Genomic DNA, 16,998 nt, shown 5'->3' with positions numbered 1-16,998 from the left:
ATCAGGCCTCCTTGAAGGGGAAACCGAGGAGCTTCAGCAGCGCCCGGCCCTGCTCGTCGTTCTTCGCGGTGGTCACGACCGTGATGTCCATGCCCCGCTGCCGGTCGACCTTGTCCTGGTCGACCTCGTGGAACATGACCTGCTCGGTGAGGCCGAAGGTGTAGTTCCCGTTGCCGTCGAACTGCTTCGGCGACAGGCCGCGGAAGTCCCGGATACGCGGCAGCGCCAGGGAAAGCAGGCGGTCGAGGAACTCCCACATGCGGTCGCCGCGCAGCGTCACGTGCGCGCCGATCGGCATGCCCTCGCGCAGCTTGAACTGCGCGATGGACTTGCGGGCGCGGGCGACGGCCGGCTTCTGCCCGGTGATGGCGGTCAGGTCGCGCACGGCGCCCTCGATGAGCTTCGAGTCGCGGGCGGCCTCGCCGACACCCATGTTCACCTTGATCTTGGTGATCGTGGGCACCTGCATGATGTTCTCGATGCCGAACTCCTCGCGCAGCTTCGCGATGATCTCCTCGCGGTAGCGCTGCTTGAGGCGCGGGACAACGCGCTCGGTCTCAGTGGACGCAGTAGTGGTGGCGGTCATCAGCTGTCCTCACCCTCACCCGTCGCCTCGGCGTCGCCCTTGCCGGCGGCCTTCTTCTCGGGCTTCTTCTCTTCATCCTTGAGCTTCTTGACGTTGCTCACGTGGATGGGAGCCTCCATGGTCTGCACGCCGCCTTCCTTGGCGCCGCGCGGTCCCTGGTTGGTGACCTTGGAGTGCTTCTTGATCATGTTGACGCCCTCGACCACCACGCGCTCCTCGCGCGGGTAGGAGGCGATGATCCGGCCCTTGGCGCCCTTGTCCTTGCCGGCGATGACCAGGACGAGGTCGCCCTTCTTCACATGCAGCTTGGGCATCACAGCACCTCCGGCGCGAGCGAGATGATGCGCATGAACTTCTTGTCGCGCAGTTCCCGGCCGACCGGGCCGAAGATACGGGTGCCCCGAGGGTCGCCACTGTCCTTGATGATGACCGCGGCGTTCTCGTCGAAGCGGATGTAGGAGCCGTCGGGGCGGCGGCGCTCCTTCACGGTGCGCACCACGACAGCCTTGACAACGTCGCCTTTCTTAACGCCTCCGCCCGGAATGGCGTCCTTCACCGTGCCCACGATGATGTCGCCGATTCCCGCGTAGCGCCGACCCGAGCCACCGAGAACGCGGATGCAGAGAATCTCCTTGGCACCCGTGTTGTCGGCGACCTTGAGCCGCGACTCCTGCTGGATCACGTCTACTCCTGTGTGTCGTGCCGGTTCTCACCCTGACGGTGAGCCTGGCCGAACTGAATTGGTCTTTTTCCCTCGGCGACAGCCGTACGACCGCCGCCGCTGGCGGACGGGGCCGACAGCCGGCCCCACCCCTTGGACACCGTCGTGGGGGGCGGTCACCCACCCCCCACGAGGCGCGTCTATGCGACGTTACTTGGCCTTCTCGAGGATCTCGACGACCCGCCACCGCTTGGTGGCGGACAGCGGCCGGGTCTCCATCAGGAGGACACGGTCGCCGACGCCGCAGGAGTTCTGCTCGTCGTGGGCCTTGTACTTCGTCGTACGGCGGATGACCTTGCCGTACAGCGGGTGCTTGACGCGGTCCTCGACGGCGACGACGACGGTCTTGTCCATCTTGTCGCTGACGACCAGACCCTCACGGGTCTTGCGGTAGTTCCGCGTCTCAGTGGTCTGGGTCTCGGTTGCTTCAGACATCGCTCGGCTCCTTCTCGACCGTGACGATCCCGAGCTCGCGCTCGCGCATCACGGTGTAGATGCGGGCGATCTCGCGGCGGACGGCGCGCAGCCGCCCGTAGCTCTCCAGCTGTCCGGTCGCCGACTGGAAGCGGAGGTTGAACAGCTCCTCCTTGGCTTCCTTCAGCTTCTGGACCAGGACCTCCTGGTCCTCGACTCGCAGCTCCGCGGCGGTCAGACCCTTAGCCATCACGCCTCACCCACTTCACGCTTGACGAAACGGCACTTCATGGGGAGCTTGTGCATCGCGCGCCGCATGGCCTCGCGGGCCACGGGCTCGGCGACACCGGACAGCTCGAACATGACACGGCCGGGCTTGACATTGGCGATCCACCACTCCGGAGAACCCTTACCGGAACCCATGCGGGTCTCGGCCGGCTTCTTCGTCAGCGGACGGTCAGGGAAGATGTTGATCCACACCTTGCCGCCACGGCGGATGTGCCGGGTCATGGCGATACGTGCGGCCTCGATCTGGCGGTTGGTCACGTAGGAGTGCTCAAGCGCCTGAATGCCGAACTCGCCGAAGACGACCCTGGTGCCGCCCTTGGCGGCGCCGCTGCGGTCGGGCCGGTGCTGCTTGCGGTGCTTGACCCTGCGCGGGATCAGCATGGTCAGCTCCCTTCAGCACCCGGCTGATCCGCCGGGCCGGTCTCGGGGGCGGCCTGCGCGGCCGCCTCGGTCCTGGGTGCGCGGTCGGTACGGCCCGCGCCGCCGCGACGCGGACGCTCGCCGCCGCCGCGACGCGGACGCTCACCCGCACCACCACGACGGTCGTCACGCTCACGACGCTGGCCCGCACGGGCGCCGGCCGCGGCCGCCTCCCGCTCGGAGCGGCTGGTCGGGGCCTCGCCCTTGTAGATCCACACCTTCACGCCGATGCGGCCGAAGGTGGTGCGGGCCTCGTAGAAGCCGTAGTCCACGTCCGCCCGGAGCGTGTGCAGGGGCACGCGGCCCTCGCGGTAGAACTCGGAGCGCGACATCTCGGCGCCGCCGAGACGGCCGGAGCACTGGACCCGGATGCCCTTGGCGCCGCTCTTCATGGCGGACTGCATGGCCTTGCGCATGGCCCGGCGGAACGAGACGCGGCTGGACAGCTGCTCGGCCACGCCCTGCGCGACGAGCTGCGCGTCGATCTCGGGGTTCTTCACCTCGAGGATGTTCAGCTGGACCTGCTTCTTGGTCAGCTTCTCCAGGTCGCCGCGGATGCGGTCGGCCTCCGCGCCGCGACGGCCGATGACGATGCCCGGCCGGGCGGTGTGGATGTCGACCTGGACGCGGTCGGTCGTGCGCTCGATCTCGACCTTGGAGATGCCGGCCCGCTCCATGCCCTTCTGCAGCATGCGGCGGATCGACACGTCCTCGGCGACGTACGACTTGTACAGCTTGTCGGCGTACCACCGGCTCTTGAAGTCGGTCGTGATGCCGAGGCGGAACCCGTGCGGGTTAACCTTCTGGCCCACTAGCGGGTCCTTCCCTTCGGCTCGCGGGACTCCACGATCACGGTGATGTGGCTCGTCCGCTTGTTGATCCGATAGGCACGACCCTGGGCGCGCGGACGGAAGCGCTTGAGCGTCGGGCCCTCGTCGACCCACGCCCGGCTCACGAACAGCGTGTCCCGGTCGAGCTTGAAGTTGTGCTCAGCGTTCGCGATCGCGCTCGAGAGCACCTTGTAGACGGTCTCGCTCGCCGACTGGGGAGCGAACTGCAGCACGGCCTGCGCCTCCGAAGCGGGCAGCCCGCGAATGAGGTCCACCACACGGCGGGCCTTCCGGGGCGTGTGGCGCGCGTACCGCGCCTGTGCCCTGGCTTCCATCGCTTTCTCCTCTAACTGCTGGCTTGAAGGCGCTTACCGCCGGCTGCGGCGGTCTTCCTTGACATGGCTGCGGAACGTCCGCGTGGGGGCGAACTCACCGAGCTTGTGACCGATCATCGACTCGGTGACGAACACCGGGACGTGCTTGCGGCCGTCGTGCACGGCGATCGTGTGGCCGATCATGTCCGGCACGATCATGGAGCGCCGCGACCACGTCTTGATGACGTTCTTGGTGCCCTTCTCGTTCTGGGCGTCCACCTTCTTCTGCAGGTGGTCGTCCACGAAGGGACCCTTCTTAAGGCTACGTGGCATATCGGCTGCTCCTACCGCTTCTTCCTCTTGCTCCGACGACGGATGATCAGCCGGTCGCTCGGCTTGTTCGGCTGGCGCGTACGGCCCTCGGGCTTGCCCTTCGGGTTCACCGGGTGGCGACCACCGGAGGTCTTGCCCTCACCACCGCCGTGCGGGTGGTCGACCGGGTTCATGGCGACACCGCGGACCGTGGGGCGCTTGCCTTTCCAGCGGTTACGCCCGGCCTTGCCGATGTTGATGTTGGCCTGCTCGGCGTTGCCGACCTGGCCCACAGAGGCCCGGCAGCGCACGTCGACCTGGCGCATTTCTCCGGACGGCATACGCAGCGTGGCGTACATGCCCTCCTTGGCGAGCAGCTGGATCTGCGCGCCGGCGCTGCGGCCGAGCTTGGCACCGCCACCGGGACGGAGCTCCACCGCGTGGATGAAGGTACCGGTCGGGATGTTGCGCAGCGGCAGGCAGTTGCCCGGCTTGATGTCGGCCGTGGGGCCGTTCTCGACCTGGTCGCCCTGCTTGAGGCCGGTCGGGGCGAGGATGTAGCGCTTCTCGCCGTCCGCGTAGTGCAGCAGCGCGATGCGGGAGGTCCGGTTGGGGTCGTACTCGATGTGCGCGACCTTGGCCGGGATCCCGTCCTTGTCGTGGCGACGGAAGTCGATGATGCGGTAGGCGCGCTTGTGCCCGCCACCCTGGTGCCGGGCGGTGACCCGGCCGTGGACGTTGCGGCCGCCCTTGCTGTGCAGTGGGGCAAGCAGCGACTTCTCCGGCGTGCTGCGCGTGATCTCGGCGAAGTCCGAGACGCTCGCGCCGCGCCGACCCGGAGTCGTCGGCTTGTACTTACGGATGCCCATCTTTTTCGTTCATCCTTCGTCGGTTCGTACCGGTCGGGGTCCGCCTCACGACGGTCCCCCCGGTGCTTTCTTCCTTGGGGCGCTCCCTCGCGCGACGCGCGAGGGGCCCCTGTCTCCCCGCTGCGGCAGGTGCTAGCCGATCTGACCGAAGATGTCGATCCGCTCGCCCTCGGCCAGACTCACGATCGCGCGCTTGGTGGTCGGCCGCTGGCCGTAACCGTGCTTGGTCCGCTTGCGCTTACCCTGCCGGTTGATCGTGTTCACGCCGGTCACCTTGACGCCGAAGATCTGCTCGACGGCGATCTTCACCTGCGTCTTGTTGGCACCCTTGCGCACCAGGAACGTGTACTTGTTGTGCTCATCGATCAGGCCGTAGCTCTTCTCGGAGACGATCGGCTTGACGATGATGTCACGCGGGTCGGCGATCTTCTGCATCAGGCCTCTTCCTTCCCGCTGTTCGCCAGCCGGGCCACGACCTGGTCGTAGGCCTCACGGGTGAAGACCAGGTCGTCGTGGCACAGCACGTCGTAGGTGTTGAGCTGCCCCGCGTCCAGGAGGTGGACCTCGGGCGCGTTGCGCAGGCTGAGCCAGGTCAGCTCGTCGTTCTCGTCGACCACGACGAGGACGCTGCGGGCCTGCGTGATCTTCCGCAGAGCCTCCAGGGTCGCCTTGGTCTTGGGCGTGTCACCCGTGACCAGGCCGCTCACCACGTGCACGCGGCCACCGGCGGCGCGGTCGGACAGCGCGCCCTTCAGGGCCGCCGCCTTCATCTTCTTGGGCGTCCGCTGCTCGTACGAGCGCGGCTGCGGGCCGTGGACGACGCCACCGCCGGCGAACTGCGGAGCGCGGGTCGAGCCCTGACGGGCGCGGCCGGTGCCCTTCTGCCGGTACGGCTTCTTGCCGCCACCGGAGACGTCACCGCGGGTCTTGGTCGCGTGGGTGCCCTGCCGGCGCGCGGCGAGCTGGGCGACGACCACCTGGTGGATCAGCGGCACGTTGACCTTGGCGCCGAAGACCTCCGCGGGGAGGTCGACGGTCCCGGCCTTGGCGCCACTGGCGTCGAGGACGTCGATGGTCGTGGTCACTTGGCAGCAACCCCCTTCTTGGCGGCGGTGCGAAGGAGAACCAGGCTGCCGTTGGCGCCGGGGATCGCACCCTTGATCAGGATGAGGCCCTTCTCGGCGTCCACGGCGTGCACCTTGAGGCTCTGGACCGTCGTACGGACGTTGCCCATCCGGCCGGCCATGCGCAGGCCCTTGAAGACGCGGCCCGGGGTGGCGCACCCGCCGATGGAGCCCGGGGAGCGGTGCTTGCGCTGGGTACCGTGCGAAGCGCCGAGACCACGGAAGTTGTGGCGCTTCATGACACCGGCGAAGCCCTTGCCCTTGCTCTTGCCAGTGACGTCGATGTACTGCCCGGCCTCGAAGGCGTCGGCGAGGACCTCCTGGCCGACCGTGTACTCGGAGGCGTCCTCGGTGCGTACCTCGGCGAAGTAGCGGCGCGGGGTGATGTCGTGCTTGCGCAGGTAGTCGCCCAGGGGCTTGTTCACCTTGCGCGGGTCGATCTGCCCGTAGCCGAGCTGGATGGCGGAGTAGCCGTCCTTCTCCGGAGTGCGGACCCGGGTCACCACGCACGGACCGGCCTCGACGACGGTGACCGGGATCACCCGGTTCGCCTCGTCGAAGACCTGGGTCATGCCGAGCTTCTTGCCCAGGACGCCCTTGATCTGCTTAGCCATGTCAGTGCGTTCCTTAGAGCTTGATCGAAATGTCCACGCCGGCGGGAAGGTCGAGCCGCATGAGCGAGTCGACCGTCTTCGGCGTCGGGTCGATGATGTCAATCAGCCGCTTGTGCGTACGCATCTCGAAGTGCTCACGGCTGTCCTTGTACTTGTGCGGCGACCGGATGACGCAGTACACGTTCTTCTCGGTCGGCAGCGGCACCGGGCCAGCGACCTTGGCACCGGTCCGCGTCACCGTCTCGACGATCTTCTTGGCCGAGCTGTCGATGACCTCGTGGTCATACGCCTTAAGCCGGATGCGGATCTTCTGTCCCGCCATAATGGCCTCGGTGTCCTTCGCTGTCGTCCTATAAAGCTACGCGCGGCCTGTTGCCGCAGGTCAGTTTCCACGAGACCGACGCCCGGAGCCCGTCCGGTGTTCCGTGATCTGGCAGTGGCTTCGGTCGAATTGCGGCCGAAAGCACTGCGAGATCACGGCCTCGTCGTCCGTGGGGGGCCGTTTCCGGCCCCTCCGTGGTGCGGCGGCCAGGCCCCTTCGGGGCCCGACCGCCGCCCAGCGGTGCTACTACTTGATGATCTTCGTCACGCGGCCGGCGCCGACGGTGCGGCCACCCTCGCGGATCGCGAACTTGAGGCCCTCCTCCATCGCGATCGGCTGGATGAGCTGGACGGACATCTCGGTGTTGTCACCGGGCATGACCATCTCGGTGCCCTCCGGCAGGTTCACGACACCGGTCACGTCCGTCGTACGGAAGTAGAACTGCGGCCGGTAGTTGTTGAAGAACGGCGTGTGGCGGCCGCCCTCGTCCTTGGACAGGATGTAGACCTGCGCCTCGAACTCGGTGTGCGGGGTGGTCGTGCCCGGCTTGATGACACACTGGCCGCGCTCGACGTCCTCGCGCTTGATGCCGCGCAGGAGCAGACCGACGTTGTCGCCCGCCTGGCCCTCGTCAAGGAGCTTGCGGAACATCTCGACACCGGTGACGGTGGTCGTGGTGCTCTTCTCCTTGATACCGATGATGTCGACGGTCTCGTTGACCTTGACGATGCCGCGCTCGATACGACCGGTGACGACGGTGCCGCGACCGGTGATCGAGAACACGTCCTCGATCGGCATGAGGAAGGGCTTGTCGGTGTCACGAACGGGCTCGGGGACGTTCTCGTCCACGGCGTTCATGAGCTCGATGATCGAGTCGCCCCACTTCTCGTCGCCCTCGAGGGCCTTGAGCGCGGAGACGCGCACGACCGGCAGGTCGTCGCCCGGGAACTCCTGGGCGGACAGCAGCTCGCGGACCTCGAGCTCGACGAGCTCCAGGATCTCCTCGTCGTCGACCATGTCGGCCTTGTTGAGGGCCACGACGATGTAGGGGACGCCGACCTGGCGGGCCAGGAGGACGTGCTCCTTCGTCTGCGGCATCGGACCGTCGGTCGCCGCGACCACCAGGATCGCGCCGTCCATCTGGGCGGCACCGGTGATCATGTTCTTCACGTAGTCGGCGTGACCGGGGCAGTCCACGTGGGCGTAGTGGCGCTTCTCGGTCTGGTACTCGACGTGCGCGATGGAGATGGTGATTCCGCGAGCCTTCTCCTCGGGCGCCTTGTCGATCTTGTCGAACGGGGTCGCCTCGTTGAGCTGCGGGAAACGGTCGTGAAGCACCTTGGTGATCGCCGCGGTCAGAGTGGTCTTGCCGTGGTCGATGTGCCCAATGGTGCCGATGTTCACGTGCGGCTTGTTCCGCTCGAACTTGGCCTTGGCCACTGGTCTGTCTCCTTAGAGATTTCTGACTTGACTTGCGTCTTCTACCTCAGGCTGTGTACGGCGGAGGAACTCCCCCGCCGTACACCGAGCGGAACTCATTCGTCCCGAGCCCCTCTGGCTACGGGGCGACGATCTCTACCGCGCCCCGCCACAGTGGTGCGGAACTATTCGCCCCGAGCCTTCGCGACGATCTCCTTGGCGATGCCCGGGGGCACCTCCGCGTAGGAGTCGAACTGCATGCTGTAGCTCGCCCGTCCCTGAGTACGGCTGCGCAGGTCGCCCACGTAGCCGAACATCTCGGAGAGCGGAACGAGCGCCCTGATGACGCGGGCGCCGGACCGTTCGTCCATTGCCTGGATCTGCCCGCGACGACCGTTGAGGTCGCCGATGACGTCTCCCATGTAGTCCTCGGGCGTGGTGACCTCGACGGCCATCATCGGCTCGAGGAGCACGGCGTCCGCCTTGCGCGCGGCCTCCTTGAAGGCCATCGAGCCAGCGATCTTGAAGGCCATTTCCGACGAGTCGACCTCGTGGAAGGCACCGTCCTGCAGCGTGACCTTGACGCCGACCATCGGGTAGCCGGCGAGCACGCCGAACTCGGCCGCCTCCTGCGCGCCCGCGTCCACCGACGGGATGTACTCCCGCGGGATGCGGCCACCGGTGACCTTGTTCTCGAACTCGTAACCGTCGTTGCCCTCGCCCAGCGGCTCGAGGTCGATGATCACGCGCGCGAACTGGCCGGAACCACCGGTCTGCTTCTTGTGCGTGTACTCGACCTTGGCCACCTTGCGGCGGATGGTCTCGCGGTAGGCGACCTGCGGGCGGCCGACGTTCGCCTCGACCTTGAACTCGCGGCGCATCCGGTCGACGAGGATCTCCAGGTGGAGCTCACCCATACCCCAGATGACCGTCTGCCCGGTCTCCTCGTCCCGGCGGACCTGGAAGGACGGGTCCTCCTCGGCCAGCCGCTGGATCGCGGTGCCCAGCTTCTCCTGGTCGCCCTTGGTCTTGGGCTCGATCGCGACGTTGATGACCGGCGCGGGGAACGTCATCGACTCGAGGACGACCTGCTTGACCGGGTCCGACAGAGTGTCGCCGGTGGTGGTGTCCTTCAGGCCCATGACGGCCACGATCTGACCAGCGGTCGCGGACGGGCGCTCCTCGCGCTTGTTCGCGTGCATCTGGTAGATCTTGCCGATCCGCTCCTTCTTGCCCTTGACCGAGTTCACCACGGTGGTGCCGGTCTCGAGCGTCCCGGAGTAGACGCGGATGTAGGTGAGCTTGCCCAGGTGCGGGTCGCTCATGATCTTGAACGCCAGCGCCGCGAAGGGCTCGTTCGGGTCCGCGTGGCGCTCGACGATCTCCTCCTCGTTGCCCACCGCGTGGCCCTTGAAGGCCGGGATGTCGGTGGGGGCGGGGAGGTAGGCGACGATCGCGTCGAGCAGGGGCTGCACGCCCTTGTTCTTGAACGCGGTGCCGCACAGGACCGGGTTGATCGTGCCGGCGACCGTCGCCCTGCGGATGGCCGCGACGAGCTGCTCCTCGGTGGGCTCGACGCCCTCCAGGAAGAGCTCCATGAGCTCGTCGTCGTTCTCGGCGACCGTCTCGACCAGCTTGTCGCGCCACTCGCGGGCCGCGTCGGCGTGGTCGGCCGGGATGTCGACGGTGTCGTACATCTCGCCCTTGGCCGCCTCGGCGCTCCAGAGCAGGCCCTTCATCTTCACCAGGTCGATGACGCCCTTGAAGTCGGCCTCGACGCCCCAGGGAAGCTGGATGACCGCCGGGGTGGAACCCAGCCGGCTGATCATCATGTCGACGCAGCGGTGGAACTCCGCGCCGACCCGGTCCATCTTGTTCACGAAGCAGATGCGGGGCACGCCGTACCGGTCGGCCTGACGCCAGACCGTCTCCGACTGCGGCTCCACGCCGGCGACGCCGTCGAACACCGCGACCGCGCCGTCGAGAACGCGCAGCGACCGCTCGACCTCGATGGTGAAGTCCACGTGCCCGGGCGTGTCGATGATGTTGATCGTGTGATCAAGCCAGCTGCAGGTGGTGGCGGCAGACGTGATGGTGATGCCGCGCTCCTGCTCCTGCTCCATCCAGTCCATGGTGGCAGCGCCCTCATGGACTTCACCCAGCTTGTAGTTGATGCCGGTGTAGAACAGGATGCGCTCAGTCGTCGTGGTCTTGCCCGCGTCGATATGGGCCATGATCCCGATGTTGCGGACCCTGGCCAGGTCAAGAGCGGTCGTGGTGGCCACTTCTTCGCGTCCTTAACTCGTCGTCGGTGCTCACTACCAGCGGTAGTGCGCGAAGGCCTTGTTGGACTCGGCCATCTTGTGCGTGTCCTCGCGCCGCTTGACGCTGGCGCCGAGGCCGTTGCTCGCGTCGAGCAGCTCGTTCATGAGCCGCTCGGTCATGGTCTTCTCGCGGCGCGCCCGGGAGTACTGGACGATCCACCGCAGCGCCAGCGTGGTGCTGCGCGAGGCCTTGACCTCGACCGGCACCTGGTAGGTGGCGCCACCGACACGGCGGCTCTTCACCTCGAGCGTCGGGCGGACGTTGTCGAGAGCGCGCTTGAGGGTGACGACCGGGTCGTTGCCGGTCTTCTCCCTGCAGCCCTCGAGGGCGCCGTAGACGATCGACTGCGCGAGGGAGCGCTTGCCGTCCAGGAGAACCTTGTTGATGAGCGCGGTGACCAGCGGCGAGTTGTGCACCGGGTCAGCGACCAGCTGGCGGCGGCCAGGGGAACCCTTGCGCGGCATGTCAGCTCTTCTCCTTCTTGGCGCCGTAGCGGCTGCGGGCCTGCTTGCGGTTCCGGACGGCCTGGGTGTCCAGCGAACCACGGATGATCTTGTAGCGAACACCCGGCAGGTCCTTAACACGACCACCACGCACGAGCACCATCGAGTGCTCCTGGAGGTTGTGGCCCACACCAGGGATGTAAGCCGTGACCTCGATGCCGTTGGTGAGCCGAACACGGGCCACCTTGCGCAGCGCCGAGTTGGGCTTCTTGGGGGTGGTCGTGTAAACGCGGGTGCAGACGCCGCGTCGCTGCGGGCTCCCCTTGAGGGCAGGAGTCTTGGTCTTGCTGACCTTGTCCTGCCGGCCCTTCCGGACCAACTGCTGAATGGTGGGCACCGCGTCTCCGTTTCGTGCCTAGCCGGTGATACGTGGGACCTGGTCGAGGTGGCGATGCCGCCTCTCACAGGCTTGCAGGTACTGCCGGTGTCATGACCTGCGGTTTTTCCATCCTCTTCGACCCACGCGCTCGGGCGTGTCGCGCTCTGCTCGCAGCACACCCGGGCGGACCCGGTCGATCTGGAGGAGTCACCCGGCGCCCCACACGCCTCCCTCATCGGGAAGCGGCATCTGAGCGCACGCGTGCGAGCCCATAGACGGGCACGAACGTAAAGCCTACCCGCCCCCGTACAACACGTCAAAACAGAGGAGGACGCCTCGGAGGGACGTGCCCCGCTGCCCTGACATGCCGCTTCGCCGACGACCTGACAGGACCGTCGAAGGACTCCGCCGCACATCATACCGTCCCCATGCGGGGCTTCTCACAGTTTCGACGCCGTCCCCGATTCGTGCCGCCGCAGGCCGCCACGCCACCACACACCGCTGGTAACGGAAAACGGCCCGGGGCGAGTGCCCCGGGCCCGCTTTCTCACGTCCCCGCCGCGGCGATCGCGCGCCGCGGCGACCTGTCAGCGACCGTACTGGCCGAAGTCGTACTCCTCCAGCGGGACGGCCTCGCCGCTGCCCGAACCGAAGGTGTAGTCCGCCGCCGAGCCGTCGTAGCCGCCGACCGTGTACATCGCGGCCTTGGCCTCCTCGGTCGGCTCCACCCGGATGTTGCGGTACTGGGGCATGCCCGTACCGGCCGGGATGAGCTTACCGATGATGACGTTCTCCTTGAGGCCGAGCAGCGAGTCCGACTTGGCGTGGATCGCCGCGTCGGTGAGGACTCGCGTCGTCTCCTGGAAGGACGCCGCCGACAGCCACGACTCGGTGGCCAGCGAGGCCTTGGTGATGCCCATCAGGACCGGACGGCCGGCAGCCGGCTGGCCGCCCTCCGCCACGGTCTGACGGTTGATCGCCTCGAACCGCGGCCGCTCGACCAGCTCGCCGGGCAGCAGCTCGGTGTCGCCGGACTCCAGCACGTTCACGCGCTTGAGCATCTGCCGGACGATGACCTCGATGTGCTTGTCGTGGATCGACACACCCTGCGAGCGGTAGACCTGCTGCACCTCGTCCACCAGGTGGAGCTGGACGGCACGCGGGCCGAGGATGCGCAGGACCTCGTTCGGGTTGCGCGCACCGGCGATCAGAAGCTGGCCGACGTCCACGTGCTGACCCTCGGAGACCAGCAGCCGCGACCGCATCGACACCGGGTAGGCGACCTCTTCCGAGCCGTCGTCCGGAGTGATGACGATCTTGCGGGTCTTGTCGGTCTCGTCGATCCTGACCCGGCCCGCGACCTCGCTGATCGGGGCGACACCCTTGGGGATGCGCGCCTCGAACAGCTCCTGGACACGCGGCAGACCGTGGGTGATGTCGGCGCCCGCCACACCACCGGTGTGGAAGGTACGCATGGTCAGCTGGGTGCCGGGCTCACCGATCGACTGGGCCGCGATGATGCCGACGGCCTCACCGACGTCCACCAGCTTGCCGGTGGCCAGCGAGCGGCCGTAGCAGGTCGCGCAGACACCGATCTTCGCCTCGCAGACCAGCGTGCTGCGGGTCCTGACGGTCTCGATGCCGGCGTTCACCAGCGCCGTGACGGTGTCGTCGTTGATGTCGACACCCGCCGCGGCGACGAGCTTGCCGTCCACCTCGACGTCCTCGGCCAGGATGCGGCCGTGCACGTTGCTCTCGGCGTTCTCGGCCTTGACCAGGTTGCCCTGGGCGTCGCGCTCGCCGACGTGCAGCGGAACGGCCCTGTCGGTGCCGCAGTCGATCTCGCGCACGATGACGTCCTGCGCCACGTCGACCAGACGACGGGTCAGGTAACCGGAGTCGGCGGTCCGCAGAGCGGTGTCCGCCAGACCCTTCCGCTGACCGTGGGTCGAGATGAAGTACTCCAGCACCGACAGGCCCTCGCGGAACGAGGACTTGATCGGACGCGGGATCGTCTCACCCTTGGTGTTGGACACCAGGCCGCGGATGCCGGCGATCTGCCGGACCTGCATGCGGTTACCACGGGCGCCGGAGTTGACCATCATCCAGACCGGGTTCGTCGCCGGGAACGCGTTGACCATGTCGGTCTCGACGTCCGCCGTCGCGTGGGTCCAGATCTCGATGAGCTCCTGACGGCGCTCCTCGTCGGTGATCAGACCACGGTCGTACTCGCGCTGCACCTTGTCGGCGCGCCGCTCGTACGACTCCATGATGGCGCCCTTGTTCGGCGGCGCCACGACGTCCTCGATGGAGATCGTGACACCCGCGCGGGTCGCCCAGTAGAAGCCGGCGTCCTTCAGCGAGTCGAGCGCGTTGGCCACCTCCACCTTCGGGTACCGCTCGGCCAGCTCGTTGACGATCGCCGAGAGCTGCTTCTTGCCGACCTGGTAGTTCACGAAGGGGTAGTTGGCGGGCAGCGTCTGGTTGAACAGGCACCGGCCCAGCGTGGTCTCCAGCCGGATCGGGTCGCCTGCCTCCCAGCCCTCCGGGGCCTCCCAGCCGCGCGGCGGCGGGACGTCCTTGAGGCGGACCTGGATCTTGGCCTGGATGTCCAGCTCGTGGCGGTCGTGGGCCATGAGGGCCTCCGACACCGTGGTGAACACCCGGCCCTCGCCCGCGCCGCCGTCCTTCTGGGTGGTCAGCCAGTAGAGACCGATGACCATGTCCTGGGTGGGCATCGTCACCGGCTTGCCGTCCGCCGGCTTGAGGATGTTGTTGGTGGACAGCATCAGGATCCGCGCCTCGGCCTGGGCCTCGGCCGACAGCGGCAGGTGCACCGCCATCTGGTCGCCGTCGAAGTCCGCGTTGAACGCGGTGCAGACGAGCGGGTGGATCTGGATGGCCTTGCCCTCGACCAGCTGCGGCTCGAAGGCCTGGATGCCCAGGCGGTGCAGGGTCGGCGCACGGTTGAGCAGCACCGGGTGCTCGGTGATGACCTCTTCGAGCACGTCCCACACGACCGGCTTGGACCGCTCGACCATCCGCTTGGCGGACTTGATGTTCTGCGCGTGGTTGAGATCGACCAGGCGCTTCATCACGAACGGCTTGAACAGCTCCAGCGCCATCTGCTTGGGCAGGCCGCACTGGTGCAGCTTGAGCTGCGGGCCGACGACGATGACCGAACGGCCGGAGTAGTCGACACGCTTGCCGAGCAGGTTCTGCCGGAAACGACCCTGCTTACCCTTCAGCATGTCGCTGAGGGACTTCAGCGGACGGTTGCCGGGGCCCGTGACCGGGCGGCCGCGGCGGCCGTTGTCGAACAGGGCGTCGACGGCCTCCTGGAGCATCCGCTTCTCGTTGTTCACGATGATCTCGGGCGCGCCGAGGTCGAGCAGACGCTTGAGGCGGTTGTTCCGGTTGATGACCCGGCGGTAGAGGTCGTTCAGGTCCGAGGTGGCGAAGCGGCCACCGTCGAGCTGGACCATCGGCCGCAGGTCCGGCGGGATCACCGGGATGCAGTCGAGGACCATGCCGCTGGGCGAGTTGCGGGTGTTGAGGAACGCCGCGACGACCTTGAGCCGCTTGAGCGCGCGGGCCTTCTTCTGGCCCTTGCCGCTGCGGATGGTCTCGCGCAGGTTCTCCGCCTCGGCCTCCAGGTCGAAGCTGGCCAGCCGCTCCTGGATGGCCTGGGCGCCCATGCCGCCGCGGAAGTAGCGGCCGAACCGGTCGCGCATCTCGCGGTAGAGCAGCTCGTCGCCCTCCAGGTCCTGGACCTTGAGGTTCTTGAAGCGGCTCCAGACCTCCTCGAGCCGGTCCAGCTCACGCTGGGCCCGGTCGCGGAGCTGGCGCATCTCGCGGTCGGCGCCCTCGCGCACCTTGCGGCGGGCGTCGCCCTTGGCGCCGGCGGCCTCCAGCTCGGCCAGGTCGGCCTCGAGCTTCTTCTGCCGGGACTCGATGTCCGCGTCGCGGCGCTGCTCGATGTGCTGCCGCTCGACGGAGATCTTCGCCTCCAGCGACGGCAGGTCGCGGTCACGCATCTCGGCGTCGACATGCGTGATCATGTACGCCGCGAAGTAGATGACCTTCTCCAGGTCCTTCGGGGCGAGGTCGAGCAGGTAACCGAGGCGGGAAGGGACACCCTTGAAGTACCAGATGTGGGTGACCGGCGCGGCCAGCTCGATGTGGCCCATCCGCTCACGGCGCACCTTGGCGCGCGTGACCTCCACGCCACAGCGCTCGCAGATGATGCCCTTGAAGCGGACGCGCTTGTACTTACCGCAGTAGCACTCCCAGTCCCGGGTCGGACCGAAGATCTTCTCGCAGAAGAGCCCGTCCTTTTCCGGCTTGAGGGTCCGGTAGTTGATGGTCTCCGGCTTCTTCACCTCGCCGTGCGACCACTGCCTGATGTCGTCGGCGGTCGCGAGGCCGATGCGCAGCTCGTCGAAGAAGTTGACGTCGAGCACTAGATAATCCCCTTTTGAATCAGACCTCGTCGACGGTCATCGCGCCCTCGTGGGGACGCCGGGACAGGTCGATGCCCAGCTCCTCCGCCGCGCGGAAGACGTCCTCGTCGGTGTCCCTCATCTCGATCGACATGCCGTCGCTGGAGAGAACCTCGACGTTCAGACAGAGTGACTGCATCTCCTTGATGAGGACCTTGAAGGACTCGGGAATGCCCGCCTCGGGGATGTTCTCGCCCTTGACGATGGCCTCGTAGACCTTCACGCGGCCAAGCACGTCGTCGGACTTGATCGTCAGGAGCTCCTGCAGCGCGTACGCCGCGCCGTAGGCCTCCAGGGCCCACACCTCCATCTCGCCGAAGCGCTGGCCGCCGAACTGCGCCTTACCACCCAGCGGCTGCTGGGTGATCATCGAGTACGGGCCGGTCGAACGAGCGTGGATCTTGTCGTCGACCAGGTGCAGCAGCTTCAGGATGTAGATGTAGCCGACCGAGATCGGGTGCGGGAACGGCTCGCCGGAGCGGCCGTCGAACAGGCGGGCCTTGCCGTTCTCCCCCACCATGCGGGATCCGTCCCTGTTGGCGAGGGTGCTGCCCAGCAGGCCGACGATCTCTCCCTCGTGGGCGCCGTCGAACACCGGGGTGGCGACGTTGGTCCAGGGCTCGACCCTGTCCATGTCCTTCTCGCGCAGGCGCTCCGCCCACTCCTCCTCGATACCGGAGACGTCCCATCCGCGGGCGGCGATCCACCCGAGGTGTGTCTCCAGCACCTGGCCGACGTTCATCCGGCCGGGCACGCCCAGCGGGTTCAACACGATGTCGACCGGAGTGCCGTCCTCAAGGAACGGCATGTCCTCCACCGGCAGGATCTTGGAGATGACGCCCTTGTTGCCGTGACGACCGGCGAGCTTGTCCCCATCGGTGATCTTCCGCTTCTGCGCCACGTACACGCGCACCAGCTCGTTCACACCCGGAGGAAGCTCGTCACCCTCCTCACGGCTGAACACCCGAACACCGATGACCTTGCCGGACTCGCCGTGCGGCACCTTCAGCGAGGTGTCACGCACCTCACGCGCCTTCTCACCGAAGATCGCCCGCAGCAGCCGCTCCTCCGGCGTCAGCTCCGTCTCACCCTTCGGCGTGACCTTCCCCACCAGGA

The 16,998-nt window shown here is 67.2% G+C and carries 19 protein-coding genes and 1 pseudogene; all 20 read right to left on the bottom strand.

All coding sequences use genetic code 11. The annotated features are described in order from the left end of the window. Position 1 precedes the first annotated feature (1 nt). Positions 2 to 586 (bottom strand): 50S ribosomal protein L5, encoded by a 585-nt coding sequence (gene rplE, locus HHX31_RS28000; RefSeq protein ID WP_169951795.1) that lies wholly within the window; start codon positions 584 to 586, stop codon positions 2 to 4. Continuing rightward, on the bottom strand, positions 586 to 891 hold the full coding sequence (gene rplX / locus HHX31_RS27995; RefSeq protein ID WP_211590452.1) for a 50S ribosomal protein L24: 306 nt from the start codon (positions 889 to 891) through the stop codon (positions 586 to 588). Before rplX ends, rplE begins: the two co-directional genes overlap by 1 nt. Positions 892 to 899: 8 nt before the next feature. Further along, positions 900 to 1,268 (bottom strand): 50S ribosomal protein L14, encoded by a 369-nt coding sequence (gene rplN, locus HHX31_RS27990; protein ID WP_030508330.1) that lies wholly within the window; start codon positions 1,266 to 1,268, stop codon positions 900 to 902. 189 nt (positions 1,269 to 1,457) lie between these two features. Next, complete coding sequence (rpsQ, locus tag HHX31_RS27985) at positions 1,458 to 1,742, bottom strand: 30S ribosomal protein S17 (protein WP_169951791.1); 285 nt, start codon at positions 1,740 to 1,742, stop codon at positions 1,458 to 1,460. Then, entirely contained in the window at positions 1,735 to 1,971 is a 237-nt protein-coding gene (gene rpmC, locus HHX31_RS27980) for a 50S ribosomal protein L29 (protein WP_169951789.1), read from the bottom strand. Before rpmC ends, rpsQ begins: the two co-directional genes overlap by 8 nt. After that, positions 1,971 to 2,390, bottom strand: a complete 420-nt coding sequence (gene rplP / locus HHX31_RS27975) for a 50S ribosomal protein L16 (RefSeq protein ID WP_030508327.1) — start codon at positions 2,388 to 2,390, stop codon at positions 1,971 to 1,973. Before rplP ends, rpmC begins: the two co-directional genes overlap by 1 nt. A 2-nt stretch (positions 2,391 to 2,392) precedes the next feature. Further along, positions 2,393 to 3,241, bottom strand: a complete 849-nt coding sequence (rpsC, locus tag HHX31_RS27970) for a 30S ribosomal protein S3 (RefSeq protein ID WP_169951787.1) — start codon at positions 3,239 to 3,241, stop codon at positions 2,393 to 2,395. Beyond that, a complete protein-coding gene (gene rplV / locus HHX31_RS27965) occupies positions 3,241 to 3,594 on the bottom strand; it encodes a 50S ribosomal protein L22 (RefSeq protein ID WP_036328517.1) in 354 nt (117 codons plus the stop codon). Before rplV ends, rpsC begins: the two co-directional genes overlap by 1 nt. Before the next feature lie 33 nt (positions 3,595 to 3,627). After that, positions 3,628 to 3,906: a 30S ribosomal protein S19 gene (gene rpsS / locus HHX31_RS27960; RefSeq protein ID WP_030508324.1), complete on the bottom strand. Its 279-nt coding sequence runs from the start codon at positions 3,904 to 3,906 to the stop codon at positions 3,628 to 3,630. A gap of 11 nt (positions 3,907 to 3,917) precedes the next feature. Next, the gene (gene rplB / locus HHX31_RS27955; protein WP_169951785.1) at positions 3,918 to 4,754 is read right to left on the bottom strand and encodes a 50S ribosomal protein L2; all 837 of its coding nucleotides are present in this window, start codon (positions 4,752 to 4,754) and stop codon (positions 3,918 to 3,920) included. Between the two features lie 132 nt (positions 4,755 to 4,886). Next, positions 4,887 to 5,189 carry a 50S ribosomal protein L23 gene (gene rplW, locus HHX31_RS27950; RefSeq protein WP_169951783.1) on the bottom strand — a complete coding sequence of 101 codons (303 nt, stop codon included), beginning with the start codon at positions 5,187 to 5,189 and terminating at the stop codon, positions 4,887 to 4,889. Next, positions 5,189 to 5,839, bottom strand: coding sequence for a 50S ribosomal protein L4 (gene rplD, locus HHX31_RS27945; RefSeq protein WP_169951781.1), 651 nt, complete (start codon positions 5,837 to 5,839; stop codon positions 5,189 to 5,191). Before rplD ends, rplW begins: the two co-directional genes overlap by 1 nt. Continuing rightward, a complete protein-coding gene (gene rplC / locus HHX31_RS27940) occupies positions 5,836 to 6,492 on the bottom strand; it encodes a 50S ribosomal protein L3 (protein ID WP_169951779.1) in 657 nt (218 codons plus the stop codon). Before rplC ends, rplD begins: the two co-directional genes overlap by 4 nt. Before the next feature lie 13 nt (positions 6,493 to 6,505). After that, on the bottom strand, positions 6,506 to 6,814 hold the full coding sequence (gene rpsJ / locus HHX31_RS27935) for a 30S ribosomal protein S10 (protein ID WP_012887830.1): 309 nt from the start codon (positions 6,812 to 6,814) through the stop codon (positions 6,506 to 6,508). Positions 6,815 to 7,060: 246 nt separating this feature from the next. Next, positions 7,061 to 8,254 carry an elongation factor Tu gene (gene tuf, locus HHX31_RS27930; protein WP_169951777.1) on the bottom strand — a complete coding sequence of 398 codons (1,194 nt, stop codon included), beginning with the start codon at positions 8,252 to 8,254 and terminating at the stop codon, positions 7,061 to 7,063. 164 nt (positions 8,255 to 8,418) lie between these two features. Beyond that, positions 8,419 to 10,467: an elongation factor G gene (gene fusA / locus HHX31_RS27925; RefSeq protein WP_211590451.1), complete on the bottom strand. Its 2,049-nt coding sequence runs from the start codon at positions 10,465 to 10,467 to the stop codon at positions 8,419 to 8,421. Between the two features lie 84 nt (positions 10,468 to 10,551). After that, positions 10,552 to 11,022 carry a 30S ribosomal protein S7 gene (rpsG, locus tag HHX31_RS27920; RefSeq protein WP_142616379.1) on the bottom strand — a complete coding sequence of 157 codons (471 nt, stop codon included), beginning with the start codon at positions 11,020 to 11,022 and terminating at the stop codon, positions 10,552 to 10,554. Between the two features lies 1 nt (position 11,023). After that, the gene (gene rpsL / locus HHX31_RS27915; RefSeq protein WP_030508316.1) at positions 11,024 to 11,398 is read right to left on the bottom strand and encodes a 30S ribosomal protein S12; all 375 of its coding nucleotides are present in this window, start codon (positions 11,396 to 11,398) and stop codon (positions 11,024 to 11,026) included. 569 nt (positions 11,399 to 11,967) lie between these two features. Beyond that, complete coding sequence (locus tag HHX31_RS27910) at positions 11,968 to 15,843, bottom strand: DNA-directed RNA polymerase subunit beta' (RefSeq protein WP_169951773.1); 3,876 nt, start codon at positions 15,841 to 15,843, stop codon at positions 11,968 to 11,970. A gap of 19 nt (positions 15,844 to 15,862) precedes the next feature. Beyond that, positions 15,863 to 16,998: pseudogene (locus HHX31_RS27905) on the bottom strand (DNA-directed RNA polymerase subunit beta); the annotation flags it as partial.

The sequence above is a fragment of the Microbispora sp. H11081 genome (assembly GCF_012999535.1).
Lineage (GTDB): Bacteria > Actinomycetota > Actinomycetes > Streptosporangiales > Streptosporangiaceae > Microbispora.
Note: the sequence above shows the minus strand (reverse complement) of the source record. Positions and strands in the feature narration are given on the sequence as shown.